The organism is Micromonospora sp. NPDC049900, assembly GCF_044461025.1.
GTDB lineage: Bacteria > Actinomycetota > Actinomycetes > Mycobacteriales > Micromonosporaceae > Micromonospora.
In genome coordinates, this window is record NZ_JBITKM010000001.1 from 452,294 (window position 1) to 477,113 (window position 24,820).

Consider the following 24,820-nt stretch of genomic DNA (forward strand, 5'->3'; position numbering starts at 1 on the left):
GTTGCGTGGGCACTCGGTTCGTCCGAGCGGGGACGGCGGGCATCCTTGTTCTGGCACTCGCCGCCACCGGCTGCGGTTCGCCGTTCCGGGCCAGTGGCCAGCTTGGCGATGACGTGTTTGTCCAGACGGGCAGCTACGGCTGGGGAGGATCCTTCGCTGTCGGTCATCGACTCACGGACGGCGTCACAATCGTTCGGATCGACAAGGGGCCGGTGACGATCAAGAGCATCGAGCCGGTCATGCACGGTGGCTCGGCTCGTCTGCTCGGTGCCCAGGTGCGGTTGCTGACTGCGTCCCGAGGATCACCCGTGGTGGACTCCGAGGGCTGGCCGCCGGCTCACCCTGACCTTGACGGTGCGGAGGATCCGGCCGGGTTCGTCATTCCCGGTCCGGCTGCCGCTGATCCGGTCGACCATCCCCACGGCACCGTGCACATCGAGATCCTGCTCGGTTACGAGTTCGTCGGGGAGGGCCGGACGGTCCGACGCGGACTGAACGTGACGTACGAGACCGGTGGCCGGCAGCGGAAGGTCTTCCTGGGGAGCTACATGGCGGTGTGCGCGCCTGCGGCAGTGCCATGCCAGCACGAGGACGAGAACGGGCCGGTGCCACTCGCGGCTCATGTCACCCCGACCGGCGGCCTCCTCGACCTTCGGGGGCGTTCTCCGCGACTCCACACCTTTATCGAAGTACGGAATCGGGTTTGATAATGCGGAAGCCGTCGGTACCTCCGGCCGGTCGAGGTCGGGTAGCGGTGAACCGGGAAGGTCGTATTTTTCGTCCGGCCGCTGGTCAGCGAGGACGCCGAATGTCTCCGACGGTGGGAGCGGGTACCCGACAGATCACCTGGCGGCACCGATGAGCAGCACCTTCGCGCAGGTTGGCACGATTCGGCCATCCATGGGGGTGACTGCGATGGTGTGTTCGGCCTACTCTGGGTTCGTGCAGCTCCACAGCGTGCCGTTCGCCCCTGCGGCGTGGGTGTCGGGGTGGCGGGGCTCTGCCTGGTGATCCGGCTGGCTGGTTCGGCACGCGATGGAGGACGCGGACCGACGCGGGGCGGAAGAGCGGTCGCAAACGCGGGGTGACTGATCGCTCACGGTGGTGCGATTGGAGGTCTTCCGCCATTCCGCAATATCCGGTCAAAAGTATTCTTCGCCATTGTCCGCTAGATCCGCTACGCCACCTAAGTAGGGAATGGGTAGTTGGTGTCTTCTTCTTCGGTGACAACGGCGCTGCCAGCGCTGACCTGCCCGGACGTTGTAGGGCACGGGTACGTAAGTGCGGTGCCGGACGACATCCGGACCAACATCAGGTCTGTGAACTTTCCACCGGCCGACTCGCTGTGGCACCATCGTGGGACCTCCATCGCGTTCCCATCACCCCACTCAGGAGCACAGATGTCTGCTCGACGTTTGGGCCGGCTACTCGGCTCCCTCTTGCTCGTTACCGGCCTGGTTCTCGCGACGAGCACGGTCGCGGAGTTCGATGTCAGGGCGAATGGTCTCGAGTGGAACATGCCGACGCTAGGGTCGCTGATCCCCTGACGGGACTTTCCGCCGGCCCCGTTGCTGCCCGGCCCGCAGCACCCGGTGCTGGGTCCGGGCATCTCCGGGATCCGCTGAGTTCAGGTCGCTAGGGGAGCCATGACGCCTCGCCCCCGCCCCATCCGACGGCGGACGGAGTACGCCTGGCTGGTCACCGGGCCGTTGGCGCTCGGTGCTGTCGTCTTCTCGCTGATCCTCGGGCTGACGACGTCCCCCGCCCTGGGGGACTGGCCGATGACGTTGCTGCTCACGGCGGCGATGGTGGCCGCCGCTTTGCCGACCATCAACGTCGTGGTGCGGCGTCAGGCGCTCGCCGCCACGCCGACCGAGATCCCGCTGGTCGTCGCCCTCTATCTGCTGCCGCCGCTGTCGGTGGTGCTGGCGTACACGGCCGCCGCCATCGTGGTGCAGATCCGACGCAAGCTGCTGCCGGCGAAGTTCTGGTTCAACGTCGCACTCGCGGCGATCGCGACCTCGCTGGCGACCGTGGTCTACCACGTCCTGCCGCAGCCGGGTGGCGTCGGCCCGGGCACCTGGGCGGTGTTGACCGCCGCCGTGGGTACGCACACCCTCGTCGCGCTGGCCGCCGTGGTCGCGGTGGTCTCCGTGGTGCAGGGCTGGCAGGCCGGGCGGGAGATGCTGCGGGCCGCCCCGCCGATGCTGCTCGCGGTCACGATCAACCTCGCGATCGGCCTGGTGATCATCATCGCGCTTGAGGGCACGCCCTGGGCGGTCTTCCTCTTCGCCGGTCTGGGTATCGCCTTCGCCCTGGTCTACGGCTCGTACGCGCAGTTCTTCCGGCAGCACCGCACGGTCGCCGAGATGTACGAGTTCACCAAGGGGATCACCGAGAGCGGCCCGGACGGCAACCTCATCGACGCGTTGCTGGTCCGGATCCGCAGCCTGATGCAGGCGGAGTCCGCCACCCTCTGGCTGCCGGCCCAGGGGCGCCACCCGGAGGTGCTGCTGACCGCTCAGGAGGGTAAGCCCGGTCTGCTGGACTCCACGCTCAGCCCGGCCGCGTTGCGGGACGTCGCGGTGGCCCGGCAGGAGACCGTGGCGGTCAGCGCTCGGCTGGGCGGCGACGACCCGGAGTTGCGCGACGCGCTGGGGTCGACCTCGGTCAAGGACGTGATCGTGGTGCCGCTGCGGTCCGGCAAGGCGATCATCGGCACGCTTGAGGTGACCAACCGGCTCGGCGACACCAACTCGTTCCGGGCCGCGGACGTGACGGTCTTCGAGACGGTGGCGGCACACGCGGCGGTCGCGCTGGAGAACTCGCGTCTGGTCGACCGGTTGCGGCACGACGCGTACCACGACGGGCTCACCAAGCTGCCCAACCGCCGCCGGATCCTCGGCGCACTGACCGAGGCGGTCCGGATCCGGGCCCCCGGCGAGGTGGTGGCGCTGCTGCTCTTCGACGTCGACCGGCTGCGCCAGGTCAACGAGTCCCTCGGGCACGCCGCCGGGGACAAGGTGCTGGTCGAGGTCGCCGATCGGCTGCGCGGATGCGTACCGTCGGCGGCCCTGGTGGGTCGGGCCGGCGGCGACGAGTTCCTGGTGACGCTGCGCCTGGAGAGCGCCGAGGCGGCGGTGGAGCTCGCCGGTCAGCTTCGCGAGCAGATCCGGGACGAGATGGTCTTCGACGCCCTCACGCTGGACGTGGACACCGCCGTCGGCGTGGTGGTGCATCCGGATCACGGCAGCGACCCGGCGACGCTGCTGCAACGGGTGGACGTGGCGGCGTCGGCGGCGAAGTCGGTCCCGGGCAGCGTGCAGCTCTACACGCCGGCCCTGGAGTCGCGGGCGCTGCACCGGCTGGGTCTCGCCGGTGACCTGCGCAGCGCTCTGGACAACGGCGAGCTGGAGATCTACTACCAGCCGAAGGTGACGTTGCGCGACCGGCGTCTGGTGGGGGTGGAGTGCCTGGCCCGGTGGGACCACCCGACCCACGGCACGGTCGCGCCGCAGGACTTCGTCGCGGTGGCCGAACACACCGGCCAGCTCGGTCGGCTCACCGAGTTCGTGCTGCGGGAGGGGCTGCGCCACAGCCGCGACTGGGCGCACGGCGGCCAGTCGCTCGCCGTCGCGGTCAACATCTCCGCGCGTACGCTGAACGACCAGCACTTCCCGGAGCGGGTACGTGAGTTGCTGGCCGAGTACGACGTACCGGCGCAGTTGTTGACCCTGGAGATCGAGGAGGCCGGTGTGCTGGACGGCACCGACCGGCCCATCCCGACCCTGCGCCGCCTGCGGGACCTCGGCGTACGGCTCTCGGTGGACGACTTCGGCACCGGCAGTTCGTCGCTGGCCCACCTGCGCCGGTTGCCGGTGCACGAGGTCAAGGTGGACCACTCCTTCGTCCAGGGCATGGCGACCGATCCCGGTGACCTGGCGATCGTCAACGCCGTGGTGACTCTCTCCCAACAGTTCGGCCTGACCGTGGTGGCCGAGGGGGTGGAGAGCGAGCTGACCCTGGAACTGCTCCAGGACATCGGCTGTGAGATCGGCCAGGGATTCCTGTTCAGCCGCCCGTTGCCGTACGAGCGTCTGGAGGCCTGGTTCGGCGCCCAGGTCGACCCGGAGTCGATCACCGACCACGAGCTGCCGCGCCTGCGAGTGGTGCCCTGAGCTGTACGTACGGCGTGCCTGGGGATCCGATTTCACCAGCGAGGTGGGGCCGTGTACTCTTACCTCTGCGCGGCCACCGAGTGATCGCGCAGGCCCCCTTAGCTCAGTCGGCAGAGCGTCTCCATGGTAAGGAGAAGGTCTACGGTTCGATTCCGTAAGGGGGCTCAGAGGGCCCGGCTGGGCCCACCACGGCGGTGTAGCTCAGATGGCAGAGCAAGCGGCTCATAATCGCTGTGTCGCCGGTTCAAGTCCGGCCACCGCTACTCTCGTCCGTCCGGAGCATTCCGGCGGTCGGTAGGACGGGCGCCCTGGGCGCCCGCTTTGCGTGTCCGCCCTGGTGGGGCGTACGCTGTAGCGCTGTAGTTGTATCCGTTAGCGAGGAAGGCACTCCGCCGTGGCGAAGGCGACCGATGTCCGGCCGAAGATCACTTTGGCGTGTGTGGAGTGCAAGGAGCGCAACTACATCACGCGCAAGAACCGCCGTAACGACCCGGACCGCATCGAGCTGAAGAAGTTCTGCCCCCGGGACGGACGGCACACCGTTCACCGCGAGACCCGCTGACCCGGCCGGGCCGATTCGGCCCGGGTCGACGCATTCCACGATCGCCGGTTCGTGCGGCGGCGCGGCCTTCGGGCCGACGTCGACCGCTCGGACCGGCGATCATGCGTTGCGTGTAGGTTCGCGGCATGTCCCTGGACCACTCCTTCGTCGGCCGCAGTTTCCCGCCGACCGCCCCCTACCAGGTGGGCCGCGAGAAGATCCGTGAGTTCGCTGCGGCGATCGGGGCGACCGATCCCGCCTACCACGACCCGGAGGCGGCCCGAGCCCTCGGCCATCCCGACGTGGTCGCGCCGCCGACCTTCCCCGTGGTGATCACCATGGCCGCCAGCCGCCAGATCGTCGAGGACCCGGCCCTCGGCGTCGACTACAGCCGGGTCGTCCACGGCGACCAGCGGTTCGCGTACACCCGCCCGGTGGCGGCCGGCGACGAACTGGTCTGCGTCAACTTCGTGGAGGACATCACCAGCCGGGGTGGTCACGAGTTCCTGACCACCCGGACCGAGGTCAGTACGACCGCCGGCGAGCCGGTGGTCACGGTCTGGTCCAAGCTCGTCGTACGCGGGGAGGCCTGACATGGAGCTGACCACCCAGACGTTCCGAGTGACCCGGGCGGACCTGGTCCGCTACGCCGGCGCCTCGGGCGACTTCAACCCGATCCACTGGAACGACCGGTTCGCGACCAAGGTGGGTCTGCCGGGGGTGATCGCGCACGGCATGTTCACCATGGCGCTGGTCGGCCGGGCCGTCACCGCCTGGGCCGGTGGCCCCGACGCGGTGGTCGACTACAACGTCCGGTTCACCCGCCCGGTGGTCGTGCCGGACGACGACCAGGGCACCGAGATCGTGGTGACCGCCGTGGTCCGCGAGGTCACCGAGGAGGGCCTGACCAGGCTCGACATCACCGCCACCTGTCAGGGCGAGAAGGTGTTGTCGCAGGCGCGGGCCATCGTGCGGACCTCCGCCTGAGCGGCCCCGTCCGGCACGATCGGTGGACCGGTTGGGAAAGTCGGGTCCGTACCCGTACACTGGTCCGCCGTGGGGCAAGTGACTCCTGCCTGGTCGTGTGACCTGGTGGGACGAGCGTTGCCGCACAGGGGTGTAGCTCAATTGGCAGAGCAGCGGTCTCCAAAACCGCAGGCTGCAGGTTCAAGTCCTGTCACCCCTGCGCCTCAGGCCTGACCGTTCCGTGGGTCGCGTCACCGCTCGGTGGCGTGCGGCCCGTGGTGGTGGCATCGGCGGAGAGGTTCCGAGGCATCGGGGCCCCTCCGGTTGATCCGCCGGCCGCGGCCCGTCCCGGGACGGTTGGTCCGGCCGGCGTGACCAGCGCCGCGTACGCGTGTACCGCGTACGACCCCGACATCCCGCGACGGAGGGCGAAGTGGCCGACAACAAGCGGCGCGGCGAGGACGCCGACGACGACCGCCTGAACGACGAGGTGGTCAACGACGGCGACGGTGCCGACGACGACGCCACCGACGCGGACGAGCTGGTATCACGGGGCGGCACCGCCACCCGTGAGCGGGCCAAGGCGGATTCCGCCGACAGCCGGTCGAAGACGCGCGCCGATGCCGAGAAGGTTGGCCTGTTCGGCCGCGTCGCGCGTTTCATCCGCGAGGTCGTGGCCGAACTGCGTAAGGTCATCTGGCCGACGCGCAAGGAGCTGCTGACCTACACGGCCGTGGTGGTCGCATTCGTCGCGATGATGCTGACGATCGTGGCCGGCCTTGACTACGCCTTCGCGAAGGGCGTGTTGTGGGTCTTCGGCAACCCCAGCTGACCGGCTGACTGTGCCGATAGTGACGGAAGTGAGCAAGCGTGCCTGAGTACGACGAGACCGCCGAGACCCCGGACGAGCAGTCCACGGTGGCGACGGCGGCGAACGACGAGTCGGTCGAGGCCGCCAGCGAGCCGGAGTTCGCGACCACGGAGCCCGCACCCGACGAGGACTACGACCCGGTGGCGGAGCTGCGGCAGAAGCTGCGCTACGCGCCGGGCGACTGGTACGTGGTGCACTCGTACGCCGGCTATGAGAACAAGGTCAAGACCAACCTCGAGACCCGGATCACGTCCCTCGACATGGAGGACTACATCTACCAGGTCGAGGTGCCGACCCGGGAAGAGGTCGAGGTCAAGAACGGCAAGCGGTCCCAGGTTCAGGCGAAGGTCTTCCCGGGCTACATCCTGGTCCGGATGGAGCTGACCGCCGAGTCCTACTCCTGCGTGCGCAACACGCCCGGGGTGACCGGATTCGTGGGCGCCACGGACCGGGCCGACCGTCCGGCCCCGCTGAGCCTCGACGAGGTGCTGAAGTGGCTGGCGCCGGCCGTCGAGACCGAGCAGAAGAAGGCCAAGCCGGAGATCAAGGTCCTCGACTTCGAGGTCGGCGACTCGGTCACGGTCACCGACGGCGCCTTCGCGTCGCTGCCGGCCACGATCAGCGAGATCAACGCCGACCAGCAGAAGCTCAAGGTGCTGGTGTCGATCTTCGGCCGGGAGACGCCGGTGGAGCTGAACTTCAACCAGGTCGCCAAGATCTGACCGCGTCGACCGGCGGCGACGACCCGGGTGGTCGTCGCGGCCGGTCGACGACGTTCGTCTGGTCCGGTTCGCCCCGTCGGGGGGCACCTCTGTGGGCGGGTGGATTCCGGCCTGCGCTACCCTAGAACGTCGCCGCCGTCCACACGCGCTGACCGTGCGCGCCCGACGGCGACGTCGGTGCGAACAATTCCCAGTTCCAAGCCCCAGGAAGAGACATGCCTCCGAAGAAGAAGCTCGTCAAGACGTTCACGCTTCAGCTGCCGGCGGGCCAGGCCACCCCGGCGCCGCCGGTGGGCCCCGCGCTCGGTCAGCACGGCGTGAACATCATGGAGTTCTGCAAGTCCTACAACGCGCAGACCGAGTCGCAGCGGGGCGACATCGTCCCCGCCGAGATCAGCGTGTACGAGGACCGGTCCTTCACCTTCGTGCTGAAGACCCCGCCCGCCGCCCGGCTGCTGATCAAGGCCGCCGGTGTGCCGAAGGGCTCGGGCGTCCCGCACACCCAGAAGGTCGGCTCGGTGACCCGCGCCCAGCTGCGCGAGATCGCCGAGAAGAAGATGGCCGACCTCAACGCCAACGACCTCGACCAGGCCGAGAAGATCATTGCCGGTACCGCCCGGTCGATGGGCCTGAACGTCACCGACTGATCTCGGCCACAGCGAACCCGTACGGATCGTGGGAGGGCGCGCGAGCACCGCGGGCCCGCCAGAAACCACAGGAGTAGACAGAAATGCAGCGCAGCAAGAGCTACCGCAAGGCCGCCGAGGTCATCGACCGGTCCAAGCTCTACACCCCCGCCGAGGCCGTCAAGCTGGCCAAGGAGACGACCAACGTCAAGTTCGACGCCACGGTCGAGGTCGCCATGCGCCTCGGCGTCGACCCCCGCAAGGCGGACCAGATGGTCCGCGGCACGGTCAACCTGCCGCACGGCACCGGTAAGACCGCCCGCGTGATCGTCTTCGCCGCCGGTGCGAAGGCCGAGGAGGCCGTCGCCGCCGGTGCCGACGAGGTGGGTACCGACGAGCTGGTCGCCCGGATCCAGGGCGGTTGGTTGGACTTCGACGCGGCGATCGCCACGCCGGACCAGATGGCCAAGATCGGTCGGATCGCGCGGATCCTGGGCCCGCGCGGTCTGATGCCGAACCCGAAGACCGGCACGGTGACCATGGACGTCACCAAGGCGGTCGCGGACATCAAGGGCGGCAAGATCACCTTCCGGGTTGACAAGCACTCCAACCTGCACCTGATCATCGGCAAGGCCTCGTTCTCCGAGAACCAGCTGGTGGACAACTACGCGGCGGTCCTCGACGAGGTGCTGCGGGCCAAGCCGTCCGCGGCGAAGGGCAAGTACCTCAAGAAGGTCACCCTCACCACGACGATGGGCCCGGGTGTGCCGATCGACCCGAACCTGGTGAAGAACCTGCAGGAGGGCTCGGCCGACAGCTGAGCATCGACCTCCGCGAAGGGCCCCGCCACGGTCGTGGCGGGGCCCTTCCGGCTCTCGTCGGCGGATCTGACGGTCCGCCGCGTACGGCCGGTGGCCTCAGCCGGGTGAGCAGGGGCACAGCAGAGCATTTGGTGGAGCGGCGCGTGGTCGCGTACGCTACGTAGGTTCACACATGTTGTCATGTGTGAGGATCCACCCAGAGACCGCTGGTCACCGTGCCTCGGCACGGTCGAAGGTCCCGCGAAGACGGGCGACCCGCGTAGGGCGGCAAGCGATAACCGGCAGTGTCCCGTGGTCCGCCGACTGCGATGATCTCCGCCGACCTCGCCCCGTGCGCCCTGCGCCGGGGCTTTTCTGTTGCCGCGGTGCCTCCGCCCCCGTCACAGGCGCCTGTCTGCGACGGTGACCAGCCTCGAGTAACGAGAGAGGAGGGACATGGCGGACAAGCCGATCCGGGCCGACAAGGCCACGGCCGTTGCTGAGCTGACGGAGAGTTTCCGCAGCGCGGGTGCCACCGTGCTGACCGAGTACCGCGGTCTGACGGTTTCCCAGCTCACCCAGCTGCGGCGCTCGCTCGGCAAGGAGACCACCTACACGGTCGCCAAGAACACGCTGGCCAAGCGTGCTGCGGCGGACGCGGGCATCTCCGGCCTCGACGAGCTGTTCACCGGTCCTACCGCGCTGACTTTCGTTTCGGGCGACATCGTCGAGGCGGCGAAGGGACTTCGCGACTTCGCGAAGTCCAACCCGAAGCTCGTCATCAAGGGCGGCGTCTTCGAGGGCAAGGCCATCACCGCGGCCGAGGTCACGAAGCTCGCCGACCTGGAGTCCCGCGAGGTGCTGCTGGCCAAGCTGGCCGGCGCGATGAAGGGCAACCTGAGCAAGGCTGCGGCCCTGTTCCAGGCCCCGCTGTCGAAGACCGCCCGTCTGGCGGCCGCACTGCAGGACAAGCGCGAGAAGGAGGGCGCCGAGGCGGCCTGAGGCCACCCGGCGCACCCACGTTCTTAGATAAACCATTCAGAAAGGACGCCAGACATGGCGAAGCTCAGCACCGAAGAGCTGCTCGACGCGTTCAAGGAGATGACGCTGATCGAGCTCTCCGAGTTCGTGAAGCAGTTCGAGGAGACCTTCGAGGTCACCGCCGCCGCGCCGGTCGCGGTCGCCGCGGGCCCGGCCCAGGGTGGCGCCGCCGCCGAGGCCGAGCCGGAGAAGGACGAGTTCGACGTCATCCTCGACGCCGACGGTGGCAAGAAGATCCAGGTCATCAAGGTCGTGCGTGAGCTGACCGGCCTGGGCCTCAAGGAGGCCAAGGACCTGGTCGAGGCCGCGCCGAAGGCGGTCCTGGAGAAGGTCAACAAGGAGGCCGCCGACAAGGCCAAGGCCAAGCTGGAGGGCGAGGGCGCCAAGGTCACCCTCAAGTGACCTGAGCCTCACCCGGGCGCCCCGGCTCACGTGAGCCGGGGCACACCCACATCGCGGCGGGCGACGATCCGGATCTCGGATCGCCGCCCGCTGTGTGGTTTCACCGCCCGGAACCGGTCATGAGCAGGGCGTGTGCGTCGCGGCGGGCGCGGGGGCGAACGGCGCTCGTTTCGCCCGTCGGTGGGAAAGAGCGTCGGATGGCGGCACCGGCCCTTGACGCGACCATGGCCTCCCAGGCACGCTGACATCAGCAAGACCTTCCGCGCTTGCGACGGCCACCGGCTGGGTATGAAGCGGCAGCACCACCGCCGCAGACACCTGGGCGGCCCGGCAGGGACGTTGCGTTCCGAGCGGCCCGGTGCGACCCGTTTCCAGGGTCCCGAGGCCCGTTCCGCAACTTCCTGCGGGGTGGGCTGGACAGCGGTTAGCCTCTCGGCTACACTGCTAGTTTGCGCTGCCTTCCGACTTGACCCCTGCTCGGAAATGTCCGTTTATGGATATTTTCTGGTGGGGTCATTGGAGTGCACGCGTACCAGCCGTTCTGCAGCACCGGTCCTCGGAAGGACGCATCTTGGCAGCTTCCCGCCCTGCGAAGACCAGTCGTACGTCGAGCGCATTCGCTCCCCGCCGAGTTTCCTTCGGTCGGATCACCGAACACCTCGAGGTCCCCAACCTCCTCGCCATTCAGAACGAGTCCTTCGACTGGCTCGTCGGCAACGAGGGTTGGCAGGGCCGGTCGGCGGACGACCCGCACGCACGCTCGGGTCTCGCGGAAATCCTCGACGAGATCAGTCCCATTGAGGACTTTTCCGGCACCATGTCGCTTTCCTTCTCGGCACCGCGCTTCGACGAGGTCAAGGCCTCGATCGAGGAGTGCAAGGAGAAGGACCTGACCTACTGCGCGCCGCTCTTCGTGACCGCGGAGTTCACCAACAACACCACCGGCGAGATCAAGAGCCAGACGGTGTTCATGGGTGACTTCCCGATGATGACGCCGAAGGGCACCTTCATCATCAACGGCACCGAGCGCGTCGTGGTCAGCCAGCTCGTCCGCTCGCCGGGCGTCTACTTCGACAAGCAGCCGGACAAGACCTCCGACCGCGACCTCTCCAGCGTCAAGGTCATCCCGAGCCGGGGTGCCTGGCTGGAGTTCGACATCGACAAGCGCGACACGGTCGGCGTACGCATCGACCGCAAGCGTCGGCAGGCCGTCACGGTGCTGCTCAAGGCCGTCGGATGGTCGGCCGAGCGGATCCGTGAGAAGTTCGGCTGGTCCGAGCTGATGATGACCACGCTCGAGAAGGACCACATCGCCGGCCAGGACGAGGCGCTACTCGACATCTACCGGAAGCTGCGCCCTGGCGAGCCGCCGACCCGTGAGAACGCCCAGACCCTGCTCGACAACCTCTTCTTCAACCCGAAGCGGTACGACGTCGCCAAGGTCGGTCGGTACAAGTTCAACAAGAAGCTCGAAGTGGACGTGCCGATCACCACCGGCACGCTGACCGAGGACGACATCGTCGCCACCGTGGAGTACCTCTGCCGGCTGCACGCCGGTGAGGAGGGCTACGAGGCCGACGACATCGACCACTTCGGCAACCGGCGCCTGCGTACCGTGGGCGAGCTGATCCAGAACCAGGTTCGGGTCGGCCTCTCCCGGATGGAGCGGGTCGTCCGCGAGCGGATGACGACTCAGGACGTCGAGGCGATCACGCCGCAGACCCTGATCAACATCCGTCCCGTGGTGGCCGCGATCCGGGAGTTCTTCGGCACCTCGCAGCTGTCCCAGTTCATGGACCAGACCAACCCGCTGGCGGGCCTGACCCACCGGCGCCGGCTGAGCGCGCTCGGCCCGGGTGGTCTGTCCCGGGAGCGGGCCGGCTTCGAGGTCCGCGACGTGCACCCGTCCCACTACGGCCGGATGTGCCCGATCGAGACGCCGGAAGGCCCGAACATCGGTCTGATCGGCGCCCTGTCCACCTTCGCCCGGGTCAACCCGTTCGGCTTCATCGAGACGCCGTACCGGAAGGTCGTCGACGGTCGGGTCACCGACCAGATCGACTACCTGACCGCGGACGAGGAGGACCGGTTCGTCAAGGCGCAGGCCAACGCGCCGCTGCGGGCCGACGGCACGTTCGCCGAGGACCGCGTCCTGGTCCGCCGTAAGGGCGGCGAGACCGAGGACGTCGCGCCCGGCGCGGTGGACTACATGGACGTGTCGCCGCGGCAGATGACCTCGGTCGCGACCGCGATGATCCCGTTCCTGGAGCACGACGACGCGAACCGGGCCCTGATGGGCGCCAACATGCAGCGTCAGGCGGTGCCGCTGGTCAAGGCGGAGTCGCCGCTGGTCGGCACCGGCATGGAGTACCGCGCCGCGGTCGACGCCGGTGACGTGGTGGTGGCCGAGGTCGGTGGCGTGGTCGAGGACCTGTGCGCCGACTACATCACCGTCCACCAGGACGACGGCCACCGCCGGACGTACCTGCTGCACAAGTTCCGCCGCTCCAACGCCGGCTCCTGCGTCAACCAGAAGCCGGTGGTCTTCGAGGGTGACCGGGTCGAGGCCGGCCAGGTCGTCGCCGACGGGCCGTGCACCGACGAGGGCGAGATGGCGCTCGGGCGCAACCTGCTCGTGGCGTTCATGTGCTGGGAGGGTCACAACTACGAGGACGCGATCATCCTGTCGCAGCGCCTCGTGCAGCAGGACGTGCTCACCTCGATCCACATCGAGGAGCACGAGGTCGACGCGCGGGACACCAAGCTCGGCCCGGAGGAGATCACCCGCGACATCCCGAACGTCAGCGAGGAGATGCTCGCCGACCTCGACGAGCGCGGCATCATCCGGATCGGTGCGGAGGTCGTCCCCGGCGACATCCTGGTCGGCAAGGTCACGCCGAAGGGCGAGACCGAGCTGACCCCGGAGGAGCGGCTGCTCCGCGCGATCTTCGGTGAGAAGGCGCGTGAGGTCCGGGACACCTCGCTGAAGGTGCCGCACGGTGAGACCGGCACGGTCATCGGCGTGCGTACCTTCTCCCGCGAGGACGGCGACGAGCTGCCGCCGGGCGTCAACGAGTTGGTCCGGGTCTACGTCGCCCAGAAGCGGAAGATCCAGGACGGCGACAAGCTCGCCGGCCGGCACGGCAACAAGGGCGTCATCTCCAAGATCCTGCCGGTCGAGGACATGCCGTTCCTGGAGGACGGCACCCCGGTCGACATCGTGCTCAACCCGCTGGGTGTGCCGAGCCGGATGAACATCGGCCAGGTGCTGGAGACCCACCTGGGCTGGGTGGCCAAGACCGGTTGGAAGGTCGACGGCGACGACGCGGAGTGGAAGCGTCAGCTCCAAGGGATCGGTGCGGACGAGTCCGAGCCGGACACCAACGTGGCCACGCCGGTCTTCGACGGTGCCCGCGAGGAGGAGATCTCCGGTCTGCTCGCGTCGACCCTGCCCAACCGGGACGGCAAGCAGCTGATCGGCGCCACCGGTAAGGCGCAGTTGTTCGACGGTCGCTCCGGCGAGCCGCTGCCGGACCCGATCGCGGTCGGCTACATCTACATCCTGAAGCTCAACCACCTGGTCGACGACAAGATCCACGCTCGGTCGACCGGTCCGTACTCGATGATCACGCAGCAGCCGCTGGGTGGTAAGGCGCAGTTCGGTGGCCAGCGCTTCGGTGAGATGGAGTGCTGGGCGATGCAGGCCTACGGTGCCGCGTACGCCCTGCAGGAGCTGCTGACGATCAAGTCCGACGACGTCCTGGGCCGGGTCAAGGTCTACGAGGCGATCGTCAAGGGCGAGAACATCCCCGAGCCGGGCATCCCGGAGTCGTTCAAGGTGCTGCTCAAGGAGCTGCAGTCGCTGTGCCTCAACGTCGAGGTGCTCTCCAGCGACGGCGTGGCCCTGGAGATGCGCGAGACCGACGACGAGGTCTTCCGGGCCGCGGAGGAGCTGGGTATCGACCTTTCCCGGCGCGAGCCGAGCTCGGTCGAGGAAGTGTGACGTTGGGCCTCGGTGGCGGGGCGTTCTCTCCGGAGGCCGCCCCGCCCCGAGCCCAGACCCGGTCAGCTGCTAACGCAACAAGCGACGTGTGAGGGAATTGAACGTGCTCGACGTCAACTTTTTCGACGAGTTGCGAATTGGGCTGGCGACCGCCGACGACATCCGTCAGTGGTCGCACGGCGAGGTCAAGAAGCCCGAGACGATCAACTACCGCACCCTCAAGCCGGAGAAGGACGGGCTCTTCTGCGAGAAGATCTTCGGTCCGCAGCGGGACTGGGAGTGCTACTGCGGCAAGTACAAGCGGGTCCGGTTCAAGGGCATCATCTGTGAGCGCTGCGGCGTCGAGGTGACCCGCTCGAAGGTCCGCCGTGAGCGGATGGGCCACATCGAGCTCGCCGCGCCGGTGACCCACATCTGGTACTTCAAGGGCGTGCCGAGCCGGCTGGGTTACCTGCTGGACCTCGCCCCGAAGGACCTCGAGAAGATCATTTACTTCGCCTCGTACGTCGTGACGAGCGTCGACGCCGAAGCGCGTCACCGCGACCTCTCGACCATCGAGAACGAGATCCTGGCCGAGAAGCGGCAGTCGGAGAACAGCCGCGACTCGGAGATCGAGAAGCGGGCCGCCAAGCTCGAGGCCGACCTGGCCGAGCTGGAGGCGGAGGGCGCGAAGGCGGACGTCCGGCGCAAGGTCAAGGAGGGCGGAGAGCGCGAGATGCGCCAGATCCGCGACCGGGCCCAGCGCGAGATCGACCGCCTGGACGAGGTGCTGGACACCTTCCGCAAGCTGGACTCGAAGCAGTTGGTCACCGACGAGTTGCTCTACCGTGAGCTGCGCGACCGGTTCGGCGAGTACTTCACCGGGGGCATGGGCGCCGAGGCGATCAAGGCCCTGGTGCAGAACATGGACCTTGAGGCCGAGGCGGAGAACCTGCGGGAGACCATCCGCACCGGTAAGGGTCAGCGGAAGATCCGGGCGCTCAAGCGGCTCAAGGTCGTCGCGGCGTTCCAGAACACCCGCAACTCGCCGCTCGGCATGGTGCTCGACTGCGTACCGGTCATCCCGCCGGACCTGCGCCCGATGGTGCAGCTCGACGGTGGCCGCTTCGCGACCAGCGACCTGAACGACCTGTACCGCCGCGTGATCAACCGGAACAACCGGCTCAAGCGGCTGATCGACCTCGGTGCGCCCGAGATCATCGTCAACAACGAGAAGCGGATGCTGCAGGAGGCCGTCGACGCGCTGTTCGACAACGGCCGCCGCGGCCGGCCGGTCACCGGCCCGGGTAACCGTCCGCTGAAGTCGCTGTCCGACATGCTCAAGGGCAAGCAGGGTCGGTTCCGTCAGAACCTGCTGGGCAAGCGCGTCGACTACTCCGGCCGTTCGGTCATCGTGGTCGGCCCGAAGCTCAAGCTGCACCAGTGTGGTCTGCCCAAGCAGATGGCGCTGGAGCTGTTCAAGCCGTTCGTGATGAAGCGGCTGGTCGACCTCAACCACGCGCAGAACATCAAGTCCGCCAAGCGGATGGTCGAGCGGCAGCGCCCGGTCGTGTGGGACGTGCTGGAAGAGGTCATCGGCGAGCACCCGGTGCTGCTCAACCGGGCGCCCACCCTGCACCGACTCGGCATCCAGGCCTTCGAGCCGCAGTTGGTCGAGGGCAAGGCCATCCAGATCCACCCGCTGGTCTGCACCGCGTTCAACGCCGACTTCGACGGTGACCAGATGGCGGTGCACGTGCCGCTGTCCGCCGAGGCCCAGGCCGAGGCGCGGATCCTGATGCTGTCGTCGAACAACATCCTCAAGCCGGCCGACGGCAAGCCGGTCACCATGCCCACCCAGGACATGGTCATCGGGCTCTACCACCTGACCCACCTCACCACCGGTGAGCGCGGGGAGGGCCGGGCGTTCAGCTCGGACGCCGAGGCGCGGATGGCGTACGACAACGGCGAGCTGCACCTGCAGGCGCCGGTCAAGATCCGGCTGCGGGACGTGGTCGAGGTGGACAACGGCGCCGGTGGGCAGCCGTGGACCGCGCCCGAGGGCTGGGTTCCCGGTGAGCCGCTGAGCGTGGAGACCACGCTCGGCCGGGTGCTGTTCAACGAGACCCTGCCGCAGGGCTACCGGTTCGTGAACTACGAGATCCGCAAGGGTCAGCTCTCCGCGATCGTCAACGACCTCGCCGAGCGGTTCCCGAAGGTGGCCCTGGCGGCCACCCTGGACGGGCTCAAGGAGGCCGGTTTCCACTGGGCCACCTGGTCCGGCGTGACCATCGGCATGGAGGACGTCATCGCTCCGCCGCGCAAGCGGGAGATCCTGGAGCGGTACGAGAAGGAAGCCGACCGGATCGACAAGCAGTACCAGCGTGGTCTGATGACCGCCGAGGAGCGTCGCGGCGAGCTCATCGAGATCTGGACCAAGGCGACCAACGAGGTCGCCAAGGAGATGGACACCGCGCTGCCGCAGGAGAACCCGCTGTGGAAGATGATCAACTCGGGTGCTCGCGGTAACCTGCTCCAGCTCCGGCAGATCGCGGCGATCCGTGGTCTGGTGGCCAACCCCAAGGGCGAGATCATCCCGCGGCCGATCAAGGCCAGCTACCGGGAGGGTCTGTCCGTGCTGGAGTACTTCATCTCCACGCACGGTGCCCGTAAGGGTCTCGCGGACACCGCCCTGCGTACCGCCGACTCGGGTTACCTGACCCGGCGTCTGGTGGACGTCTCGCAGGACGTCATCATCCGCGAGGAGGACTGCGGCACCGACCGGGCCATCCCGATGCAGGTCGGTCAGCAGCTCGACGGCCGGCTGGTGGTGCACGAGCACGCCGAGACGAGCGTGCACGCCCGTACCCTCGCCGACGACATCAAGGGGCCGGACGGCACCGTCGTCGCCGTGCGTGGCGCGGACATCAACTCGATCCTGGTCGACAAGATCGTCGCCGCCGGGGTGGACGGTGTCCGGGTCCGCAGCGTGCTCACCTGCGAGTCGAAGCTGGGCGTCTGCGGTGCGTGCTACGGCCGCTCGCTGCCGACCGGCAAGATCGTGGACGTCGGTGAGGCGGTCGGCATCATCGCCGCCCAGTCCATCGGTGAGCCGGGTACCCAGCTGACGATGCGTACCTTCCACACCGGTGGTGTCGCGGGTGAGGACATCACTCAGGGTCTGCCGCGTGTGCAGGAGATCTTCGAGGCCCGGATTCCGAAGGGCAAGGCGCCGATCGCCGACACCCCCGGCCGGATCCGGATCGAGGACGGCGAGCGGTCGCGCAAGATCGTCGTGATCCCGGACGACGGCAGCGACGAGATCGTGTACGACAAGATCTCGAAGCGGGTCCGGCTGCGGGCGCACGACGGCGACCACGTCGAGGTCGGCGAGAAGCTCACCGAGGGCACCATCGACCCGCACGAGCTGCTGCGCATCCTCGGCCCGCGTGCGGTCCAGGTCCACCTGACCCAGGAGGTCCAGGAGGTCTACCGCTCGCAGGGTGTGCTCATCCACGACAAGCACATCGAGATCATCATCCGCCAGATGCTCAAGCGGGTGACGGTCATCGACTCCGGCTCGACCGAGTTCCTGCCGGGTGTGCTGGTCGACCGGGCGCTGTTCGAGTCGGAGAACCGCCGGCTCGTCGGCGAGGGCGGCGAGCCCGCAGCCGGACGTCCGGTGCTGATGGGTATCACCAAGGCCTCGCTGGCCACCGACTCCTGGCTCTCGGCGGCCTCCTTCCAGGAGACCACCCGGGTGCTGACCGACGCGGCGATCCACGCCCGCAGCGACTCGCTGATCGGTCTCAAGGAGAACGTGATCATCGGTAAGCTCATCCCGGCCGGTACCGGCATCAGCAAGTACCGCAACGTCCGGGTCGAGCCGACCGAGGAGGCGAAGGCCAAGGTCTACTCGATGACCGGCTACCCGGAGACCGACTACGGTTTCGGGCCGGCCAGTGGCCAGGCGGTTCCGCTGGACGACTTCGACTTCGGGTCGTACCGCTAGGACCGTGTGACGTGGGAGGCCCCCGGCATCCGCCGGGGGCCTCCTCGTGTCCGTACCCGCCGCTGTGGCGCGGGGTCCGGCGCGGACAGGCATCATGTGCTCATGACGATCGCACCCGGACCGGCGCCGACCGCGTCGGCGCCACGTCATCCGCTCGACCCCGATCCGGTCCGGGCGACCAAGGCCCGCGCCGTGTTCGCGCTCGGGCTGATGGGGGCGATGACCGGCCTGCTGCTGGGCGGGGTGGTCCCCGCGACGATTGCGCTGCATCTGGCGCGGCAGGCACGCCGGGAGGCGTACGCCTCGGGCGGCTTCCTGACCGGCGCGGCCTGGCTGCGTCGCGGCGAACGGCTGGCCTGGACGGGGTTGGTCCTGGTCGCGGCGAGCGTGGTGGCGCTGCTGGTGATCGGGGTGGTCCGGCTCGCCGAGGCGCCCTACGGGCAGGACTTCGCCCCCACCGTCGACTGACCCCGACCTGACGGGGCCTCGCGCCGGGCACGGAGGGCCGACCCACGGCGGTAGCCTGACGGTGTCCGTCCCGCACCGCGGTGGACGGCCGATGAGGAGGAGATCCCGTGACGGAACCGGCGCGCCCCGAGGGCGGCGAGTCCGCCCAGCCCACTTCCGGGCGCCCGGACGACGCGGCCGGGACGGAACCGGGGGAGCAGCCAGGGCCCGGGTACGCGCCGGAGTCCGCCACCCCGCCGCCCCCGTCCGGGTACGCGTCGGCCTACGCCCCGCCGCACAGTGCACCGCCCGGCTTCGGTCCACCCTCCGCGCCGCCCGGCTTTGGCCCGCCGTCCGGGCCGCCCGGGTTCAGCCCGGCTTCTGGGCCGCCCGGCTTCGGTCCGCCTTCTGCGCCGCCCGGCTTCGGTCCGCCGTCCGGGCCGCCCGGGTTCAGCCCGGCTTCTGCGCCGCCGGGCTTCACCGCGCCTTCTGGGCCGCCCGGTGTCGGTCCGCCGCACAACTCGCCGCCGCCGGGACCGCCGCCCGGTGGCCCGGGATTCGGTGCGCCGCCGGTTCCAGGCGGGTCCGGATCGGGCTGGGGTGGCCCGGCGGCCGTGCCGCCACCACAGGACCGGCCCCGGCCGCCCAAGCGGGTGGAGCCGGTGCCCGGCACCCCGTTCGCGACCGTGCACCTGGACGTACCCCCGGTCACGTCGGGACTGGCGGTCGGATCGCTGGTGGCCGGCATCACCTCGATCCTGATCTCGTTCCTGACCATCTGCATCGGTGCGGTCGGCGGCGGCACGGGCGGGGGAGCCTGGGCCGCCGGTGCCTTCGCCGTGCTGGGCAGCCTGACCGGTGCCGGTGCCGTGGTGGCCGGCCTGCTCGGCGTACGACAGATCCGCCGCCCGGCCGCTCCGCCGGCGGTCCGGTTCACCGGCCGTGGCGTGGCGATCGCCGGGATCAGTTGTGGTGGCGCGGGTCTTCTCCTCTGTCTGTCGGGCCTGGGACTGGCGTTGCTGCTGACCCTCACCTGAGACGCGATCCACGTTCGTGGCGGGTGGGTGAACCGGCCGCCGGATACCGACCGGGCCCGCCCAGGGGCTATCGGTCCGGTTTCCGGCGGAGCCGGTACACTTGTCTCCGTAGGTGCCCATCACAACTGTCAGGCATGACGGATTCAGCCGGCGAGCAGTGAGAAGTCCGGCGGGTCTTCCGTTTTGACCTGCACGGCTGTGGTAGGTACTCTTTCCCCTTGTGCCCGGGCTTGCCCGGGCAACTCGTGCGTGCGCAGGATCCGGAATCCGGTATCCGAACAGCGGCACGACTGAGCCAGAAGACCCGGCGGGCGGTGACCCGCGTGCCGGTGACACAACCCGGAGCCTCCGCGCGAGCGTCGGAACCGGGGAACCGTGAGCGGGCGACACGCCCGACCGCGGGTGCCGGGACCACCGCGAGGTGGCCCTGGTCGGAATGTAGGAGAGCCGGTTCATCAGGCCGGTTAAGCGAAGCGCGGTCGCGTGAGCGGCCGAAGGGAGCGGAGAAACCCGGTGCCCACGATCCAGCAGCTGGTCCGCAAGGGCCGCCAGGCCAAGACGAGTAAGACCAAGACCCCGGCGCTGAAGGGATCCCCTCAGCGGCGCGGCGTGTGCACTCGCGTGTACACCACCACCCCGAAGAAGCCGAACTCGGCGCTGCGCAAGGTCGCTCGTGTCAAGCTCAGCAGCCAGATCGAGGTGACCGCCTACATCCCGGGCGTCGGCCACAACCTGCAGGAGCACTCGATCGTGCTCGTCCGCGGTGGTCGTGTGAAGGACCTCCCCGGCGTGCGTTACAAGATTGTCCGCGGCTCGCTGGACACCCAGGGTGTCCGCAACCGCAAGCAGGCGCGCAGCCGTTACGGCGCGAAGAAGGAGAAGAGCTGACATGCCGCGTAAGGGACCCGCTCCGCGGCGGCCGCTGGTCGCTGACCCGGTGTACAACTCGCCGCTGGTCACCCAGCTGGTGAACAAGATCCTGCTGCGGGGCAAGCGTCAGCTCGCCGAGCGCGTGGTGTACGCGGCACTGGAGGGCTGCCGGGAGAAGTCCGGCACCGACCCGGTCGTCACCCTCAAGCGGGCGATGGACAACGTCAAGCCGACCCTCGAGGTGCGCAGCCGCCGTGTCGGTGGCGCCACCTACCAGGTGCCGGTCGAGGTCCGTCCGGCCCGGGCGACCACGCTGGGCCTGCGCTGGCTGGTCACGTACTCCCGCGCCCGGCGCGAGAAGACCATGGTCGAGCGGCTGATGAACGAGCTGCTGGACGCGAGCAACGGCCTCGGTGCCGCCGTCAAGCGGCGCGAGGACACGCACAAGATGGCGGAGTCCAACAAGGCCTTCGCGCACTACCGCTGGTAACAGCCTGGTCCCGGCGCCCAACCGGTGCCGGGACCACCACCAGTTGTGTCGAGACGACGATAAGTAGGGATTGAAGTGGCCGCCGCAGACGCGCTCGCCAACGTACGCAATATCGGCATCATGGCGCACATCGATGCCGGTAAGACCACTACCACCGAGCGAATCCTGTTCTACACCGGTATCACGTACAAGATCGGTGAGGTCCACGAGGGCGCTGCCGTCATGGACTGGATGGAGCAGGAGCAGGAGCGCGGTATCACCATCACCTCCGCCGCCACGAAGTGCGAGTGGAAGGGCCACACGATCCAGATCATCGACACGCCCGGCCACGTCGACTTCACGGTCGAGGTGGAGCGGTCGCTGCGTGTCCTGGACGGTGCGGTCGCGGTCTACGACGGCGTGGCCGGCGTGGAGCCGCAGACGGAGAACGTCTGGCGTCAGGCGGACAAGTACAACGTCCCCCGGATGTGTTTCGTCAACAAGCTGGACCGGACCGGCGCGGACTTCTTCCGCTGCGTGCAGATGATGATCGACCGGCTGAACGCCACCCCGCTGGTGCTTCAGATCCCGATCGGCGCCGAGAGCGACTTCATCGGCGTGGTCGACCTGGTCGAGATGCGCGCCCTCACCTGGCGTGGCGAGACCCAGAAGGGTGAGGACTACGCGGTCGAGGAGATCCCGGCCGAGCTGGCCGACTCCGCCGCCGAGTGGCGCGAGAAGCTGATGGAGACCCTGGCCGACGTCGACGACTCGGTGATGGAGAAGTACCTGGAGGGCGAGGAGATCTCCGTCGAGGAGATCAAGGCCGCCATCCGTCGGGCCACCATCGGCGGCAAGGCCAACCCGGTCCTCACCGGCACCGCCTTCAAGAACAAGGGCATCCAGCCGATGCTGGACGCGGTCGTCGCGTACCTGCCGTCGCCGCTGGACATCCCGGCGATCGAGGGCACCGCGACCGACGGTGAGACCCCGATGCAGCGCAAGCCGTCGGTGTCCGAGCCGTTCTCCGGTCTGGCCTTCAAGATCCAGACGGACAAGCACCTCGGCAAGCTCACCTACGTGCGGATCTACTCCGGCACGCTCGAGTCCGGCTCCCAGGTGGTCAACTCCACCAAGGACCGCAAGGAGCGGATCGGCAAGATCTACCAGATGCACGCCAACAAGCGGGAAGAGCGCAGCTCGGCCCAGGCCGGCGACATCATCGCGGTGCAGGGTCTGAAGCAGACCACCACCGGTGACACGCTGTGCGACCCGGCGAACCCGGTCATCCTGGAGTCGATGACCTTCCCGGAGCCGGTCATCGAGGTCGCCATCGAGCCGAAGACCAAGGCCGACCAGGAGAAGCTCAGCACCGCGATCCAGCGGCTGGCCGAGGAGGACCCGACCTTCCGCGTCAAGCTGGACGACCAGACCGGTCAGACGGTCATCTCCGGCATGGGTGAGCTGCACCTGGACATCCTGGTCGACCGGATGCGCCGCGAGTTCAACGTCGAGGCGAACATCGGTAAGCCGCAGGTGGCGTACCGCGAGACCATCCGCCGCAAGGTGGACAAGGTCGAGTACACCCACAAGAAGCAGACCGGTGGTTCCGGCCAGTACGCCCGGGTGATCATCAGCCTGGAGCCGCTGCCGCTGGGCAACGACGCCCCGACCTACGAGTTCGCCAACGGCGTCACCGGTGGCCGCATCCCCCGGGAGTTCATCCCGTCGGTGGACGCGGGTGCGCAGGACGCCATGCAGTACGGCATCCTCGCCGGCTTCCCGCTGGTGGGCATCAAGCTCACGCTGCTGGACGGCCAGTACCACGAGGTCGACTCGTCGGAAATGGCGTTCAAGATCGCCGGCTCGATGGTGATGAAGGAGGCGGCCCGCAAGGCCGACCCCGCACTGCTCGAGCCGATGATGGCTGTTGAGGTCACCACTCCCGAGGAGAACATGGGTGACGTCATCGGCGACCTCAACTCCCGCCGCGGCATCATTCAGGCGATGGAGGAGCGCAGCGGCGCCCGCGTCGTCCGTGCTCTGGTGCCGTTGTCGGAGATGTTCGGCTACGTCGGCGACCTGCGGTCGAAGACCCAGGGCCGGGCTAGCTACAGCATGCAGTTCGACTCCTACGCCGAGGTTCCGGCCTCGGTCGCCAAGGAGATCATCGCCAAGGCGACGGGTGAGTGACGCTCACCTGAGCTGATCCGGGGTGGTCGCGGGAGGATTCCCCGACTGCGACCACCTCGGTCGGATTGTGTGAATTCCGGGCCTGTAGGCTTCATCGCCGCAGAACCCACAAAGCTCTCCGGCCGTCAGGTCGGAAAGGCTGTCGACAGAGTCCTAAGCGCCGACCTGGCGCACCGGGGCGAACGAACCAAGAAGTCCACAGGAGGACACCAGTGGCGAAGGCGAAGTTCGAGCGGACTAAGCCGCACGTCAACATCGGCACCATTGGTCACATCGACCACGGTAAGACGACGCTGACGGCGGCCATCACCAAGGTCCTGCACGACCAGTACCCGGACCTGAACCCGTACACGCCGTTCGACGAGATCGACAAGGCGCCGGAGGAGAAGGCCCGCGGCATCACGATCTCGATCGCGCACGTCGAGTACCAGACCGAGGCGCGGCACTACGCGCACGTCGACTGCCCCGGTCACGCCGACTACATCAAGAACATGATCACCGGTGCCGCCCAGATGGACGGCGCGATCCTGGTGGTCGCGGCGACCGACGGCCCGATGCCGCAGACCCGCGAGCACGTGCTGCTGGCCCGCCAGGTCGGCGTGCCGTACATCGTCGTGGCGCTCAACAAGAGCGACATGGTCGACGACGAGGAGCTGCTGGAGCTCGTCGAGCTCGAGGTCCGTGAGCTGCTCTCGGCGCAGGAGTACCCGGGTGACGACCTGCCGGTCGTGCGGGTCTCGGCGCTCAAGGCGCTCGAGGGCGACCCGGAGTGGACCGGCCGGCTCCTGGAGCTGATGAACGCCGTCGACACCGCGATCCCGCAGCCGGAGCGCGAGACCGAGAAGCCGTTCCTGATGCCGATCGAGGACGTCTTCACGATCACCGGTCGTGGCACGGTCGTCACCGGTCGCGCGGAGCGCGGCATCCTCAAGCCGAACGAGGAGGTGGAGATCGTCGGCATCCGTGAGAAGTCGATGAAGACCACCTGCACCGGCATCGAGATGTTCCGCAAGCTGCTCGACGAGGCCCGCGCGGGCGAGAACGTCGGTCTGCTGCTGCGCGGCATCAAGCGCGAGGACGTCGAGCGCGGCATGGTGGTCGTCAAGCCGGGCACCAGCACCCCGCACACGGAGTTCGAGGCGACCGTCTACATCCTCTCCAAGGAGGAGGGTGGCCGGCACACCCCGTTCTTCCAGAACTACCGTCCGCAGTTCTACTTCCGGACCACGGACGTCACCGGTGTCGTCACCCTCCCCGAGGGCACCGAGATGGTCATGCCTGGCGACAACACCACGATGACCGTGAAGCTGATCCAGCCCATCGCGATGGAGGACAACCTCAAGTTCGCGATCCGGGAGGGTGGCCGTACGGTCGGCGCGGGTCGCGTCACCAAGATCATCAAGTGAGCTGGGTAACCCCGATTAGACCCGCCGCCGGTCGTGCGGCATACTAGTCAGGTTGCGTAACGACAGTTCGCTGCCTGTGTTCGGCTCACGCCGAACCTCCGGGTAGGCAGAACAGTCGGGCGTGGGGTGGTTGGCGGCCCGGCCGCCAACCACCCTCGCGCGGCGTTCAGGTCGCGGGTAGCGCGATCGGCGCCTGGACCCACCGCGGTCAGGATCGCTCCGGAATCTCGGGGCGGAGCCTGGCCACAGGGCGCGAC

19 protein-coding genes and 3 tRNA genes are annotated in these 24,820 nt (G+C 68.4%); all 22 read left to right on the top strand.

Annotated elements, in window-relative coordinates; genetic code table 11:
• Positions 1 to 5: 5 nt before the first annotated feature.
• The 22 genes from ACIBMZ_RS02090 to tuf all read left to right on the top strand — a co-directional run bounded on the left by ACIBMZ_RS02090 (position 6) and on the right by tuf (position 24,563).
• Complete coding sequence (locus ACIBMZ_RS02090; RefSeq protein ID WP_396690224.1) at positions 6 to 707, top strand: hypothetical protein; 702 nt, start codon at positions 6 to 8, stop codon at positions 705 to 707.
• Positions 708 to 1,646: 939 nt separating this feature from the next.
• Complete coding sequence (locus tag ACIBMZ_RS02095) at positions 1,647 to 4,178, top strand: putative bifunctional diguanylate cyclase/phosphodiesterase (RefSeq protein WP_396690226.1); 2,532 nt, start codon at positions 1,647 to 1,649, stop codon at positions 4,176 to 4,178.
• Between the two features lie 92 nt (positions 4,179 to 4,270).
• Positions 4,271 to 4,343 (top strand) — tRNA-Thr (locus ACIBMZ_RS02100).
• Positions 4,344 to 4,368: 25 nt separating this feature from the next.
• Positions 4,369 to 4,441 (top strand) — tRNA-Met (locus tag ACIBMZ_RS02105).
• 131 nt (positions 4,442 to 4,572) lie between these two features.
• On the top strand, positions 4,573 to 4,740 hold the full coding sequence (gene rpmG / locus ACIBMZ_RS02110) for a 50S ribosomal protein L33 (RefSeq protein ID WP_007073056.1): 168 nt from the start codon (positions 4,573 to 4,575) through the stop codon (positions 4,738 to 4,740).
• Positions 4,741 to 4,865: 125 nt separating this feature from the next.
• Positions 4,866 to 5,312, top strand: a complete 447-nt coding sequence (locus ACIBMZ_RS02115; RefSeq protein WP_396690228.1) for a MaoC family dehydratase N-terminal domain-containing protein — start codon at positions 4,866 to 4,868, stop codon at positions 5,310 to 5,312.
• Between the two features lies 1 nt (position 5,313).
• The gene (locus ACIBMZ_RS02120) at positions 5,314 to 5,706 is read left to right on the top strand and encodes a MaoC family dehydratase (RefSeq protein ID WP_396690230.1); all 393 of its coding nucleotides are present in this window, start codon (positions 5,314 to 5,316) and stop codon (positions 5,704 to 5,706) included.
• A gap of 126 nt (positions 5,707 to 5,832) precedes the next feature.
• A tRNA-Trp gene (locus tag ACIBMZ_RS02125) sits at positions 5,833 to 5,905 on the top strand.
• A 213-nt stretch (positions 5,906 to 6,118) separates the two neighbouring features.
• Positions 6,119 to 6,517 (top strand): preprotein translocase subunit SecE, encoded by a 399-nt coding sequence (gene secE, locus ACIBMZ_RS02130; protein ID WP_396690232.1) that lies wholly within the window; start codon positions 6,119 to 6,121, stop codon positions 6,515 to 6,517.
• Positions 6,518 to 6,555: 38 nt separating this feature from the next.
• The gene (gene nusG, locus ACIBMZ_RS02135; RefSeq protein WP_396690234.1) at positions 6,556 to 7,278 is read left to right on the top strand and encodes a transcription termination/antitermination protein NusG; all 723 of its coding nucleotides are present in this window, start codon (positions 6,556 to 6,558) and stop codon (positions 7,276 to 7,278) included.
• Positions 7,279 to 7,493: 215 nt separating this feature from the next.
• The gene (rplK, locus tag ACIBMZ_RS02140; protein WP_396690236.1) at positions 7,494 to 7,925 is read left to right on the top strand and encodes a 50S ribosomal protein L11; all 432 of its coding nucleotides are present in this window, start codon (positions 7,494 to 7,496) and stop codon (positions 7,923 to 7,925) included.
• 83 nt (positions 7,926 to 8,008) lie between these two features.
• Positions 8,009 to 8,725, top strand: a complete 717-nt coding sequence (gene rplA, locus ACIBMZ_RS02145; protein ID WP_396690238.1) for a 50S ribosomal protein L1 — start codon at positions 8,009 to 8,011, stop codon at positions 8,723 to 8,725.
• Between the two features lie 435 nt (positions 8,726 to 9,160).
• A complete protein-coding gene (gene rplJ, locus ACIBMZ_RS02150) occupies positions 9,161 to 9,706 on the top strand; it encodes a 50S ribosomal protein L10 (protein ID WP_396690240.1) in 546 nt (181 codons plus the stop codon).
• Between the two features lie 54 nt (positions 9,707 to 9,760).
• Positions 9,761 to 10,147: a 50S ribosomal protein L7/L12 gene (rplL, locus tag ACIBMZ_RS02155; protein WP_396690242.1), complete on the top strand. Its 387-nt coding sequence runs from the start codon at positions 9,761 to 9,763 to the stop codon at positions 10,145 to 10,147.
• A gap of 571 nt (positions 10,148 to 10,718) precedes the next feature.
• Complete coding sequence (locus ACIBMZ_RS02160) at positions 10,719 to 14,150, top strand: DNA-directed RNA polymerase subunit beta (protein ID WP_396690244.1); 3,432 nt, start codon at positions 10,719 to 10,721, stop codon at positions 14,148 to 14,150.
• Positions 14,151 to 14,253: 103 nt separating this feature from the next.
• Positions 14,254 to 18,141: a DNA-directed RNA polymerase subunit beta' gene (locus tag ACIBMZ_RS02165; protein ID WP_396690962.1), complete on the top strand. Its 3,888-nt coding sequence runs from the start codon at positions 14,254 to 14,256 to the stop codon at positions 18,139 to 18,141.
• Positions 18,142 to 18,243: 102 nt separating this feature from the next.
• Positions 18,244 to 18,609 (top strand): hypothetical protein, encoded by a 366-nt coding sequence (locus ACIBMZ_RS02170; protein ID WP_396690246.1) that lies wholly within the window; start codon positions 18,244 to 18,246, stop codon positions 18,607 to 18,609.
• Positions 18,610 to 19,250: 641 nt separating this feature from the next.
• On the top strand, positions 19,251 to 19,625 hold the full coding sequence (locus ACIBMZ_RS02175; RefSeq protein WP_396690965.1) for a hypothetical protein: 375 nt from the start codon (positions 19,251 to 19,253) through the stop codon (positions 19,623 to 19,625).
• A 513-nt stretch (positions 19,626 to 20,138) separates the two neighbouring features.
• On the top strand, positions 20,139 to 20,513 hold the full coding sequence (gene rpsL / locus ACIBMZ_RS02180) for a 30S ribosomal protein S12 (protein ID WP_014440718.1): 375 nt from the start codon (positions 20,139 to 20,141) through the stop codon (positions 20,511 to 20,513).
• Position 20,514: 1 nt separating this feature from the next.
• On the top strand, positions 20,515 to 20,985 hold the full coding sequence (rpsG, locus tag ACIBMZ_RS02185; RefSeq protein WP_091650217.1) for a 30S ribosomal protein S7: 471 nt from the start codon (positions 20,515 to 20,517) through the stop codon (positions 20,983 to 20,985).
• A gap of 75 nt (positions 20,986 to 21,060) precedes the next feature.
• Complete coding sequence (fusA, locus tag ACIBMZ_RS02190) at positions 21,061 to 23,157, top strand: elongation factor G (protein WP_396690249.1); 2,097 nt, start codon at positions 21,061 to 21,063, stop codon at positions 23,155 to 23,157.
• 212 nt (positions 23,158 to 23,369) lie between these two features.
• Positions 23,370 to 24,563 carry an elongation factor Tu gene (gene tuf, locus ACIBMZ_RS02195; RefSeq protein ID WP_111215579.1) on the top strand — a complete coding sequence of 398 codons (1,194 nt, stop codon included), beginning with the start codon at positions 23,370 to 23,372 and terminating at the stop codon, positions 24,561 to 24,563.
• Positions 24,564 to 24,820 lie beyond the last annotated feature (257 nt).

What these genes read in the sequence shown, in the direction of transcription:
- ACIBMZ_RS02095 (WP_396690226.1), top strand. Translation starts at nt 1,647, where the DNA reads ATGACGCCTCGCCCCCGCCCCATCCGACGGCGGACGGAGTACGCCTGG.
- ACIBMZ_RS02115 (WP_396690228.1), top strand. Translation starts at nt 4,866, where the DNA reads ATGTCCCTGGACCACTCCTTCGTCGGCCGCAGTTTCCCGCCGACCGCC.
- ACIBMZ_RS02120 (WP_396690230.1), top strand. Translation starts at nt 5,314, where the DNA reads ATGGAGCTGACCACCCAGACGTTCCGAGTGACCCGGGCGGACCTGGTC.
- rplK (WP_396690236.1), top strand. Translation starts at nt 7,494, where the DNA reads ATGCCTCCGAAGAAGAAGCTCGTCAAGACGTTCACGCTTCAGCTGCCG.
- rplA (WP_396690238.1), top strand. Translation starts at nt 8,009, where the DNA reads ATGCAGCGCAGCAAGAGCTACCGCAAGGCCGCCGAGGTCATCGACCGG.
- rplJ (WP_396690240.1), top strand. Translation starts at nt 9,161, where the DNA reads ATGGCGGACAAGCCGATCCGGGCCGACAAGGCCACGGCCGTTGCTGAG.
- rplL (WP_396690242.1), top strand. Translation starts at nt 9,761, where the DNA reads ATGGCGAAGCTCAGCACCGAAGAGCTGCTCGACGCGTTCAAGGAGATG.
- ACIBMZ_RS02170 (WP_396690246.1), top strand. Translation starts at nt 18,244, where the DNA reads ATGACGATCGCACCCGGACCGGCGCCGACCGCGTCGGCGCCACGTCAT.
- rpsG (WP_091650217.1), top strand. Translation starts at nt 20,515, where the DNA reads ATGCCGCGTAAGGGACCCGCTCCGCGGCGGCCGCTGGTCGCTGACCCG.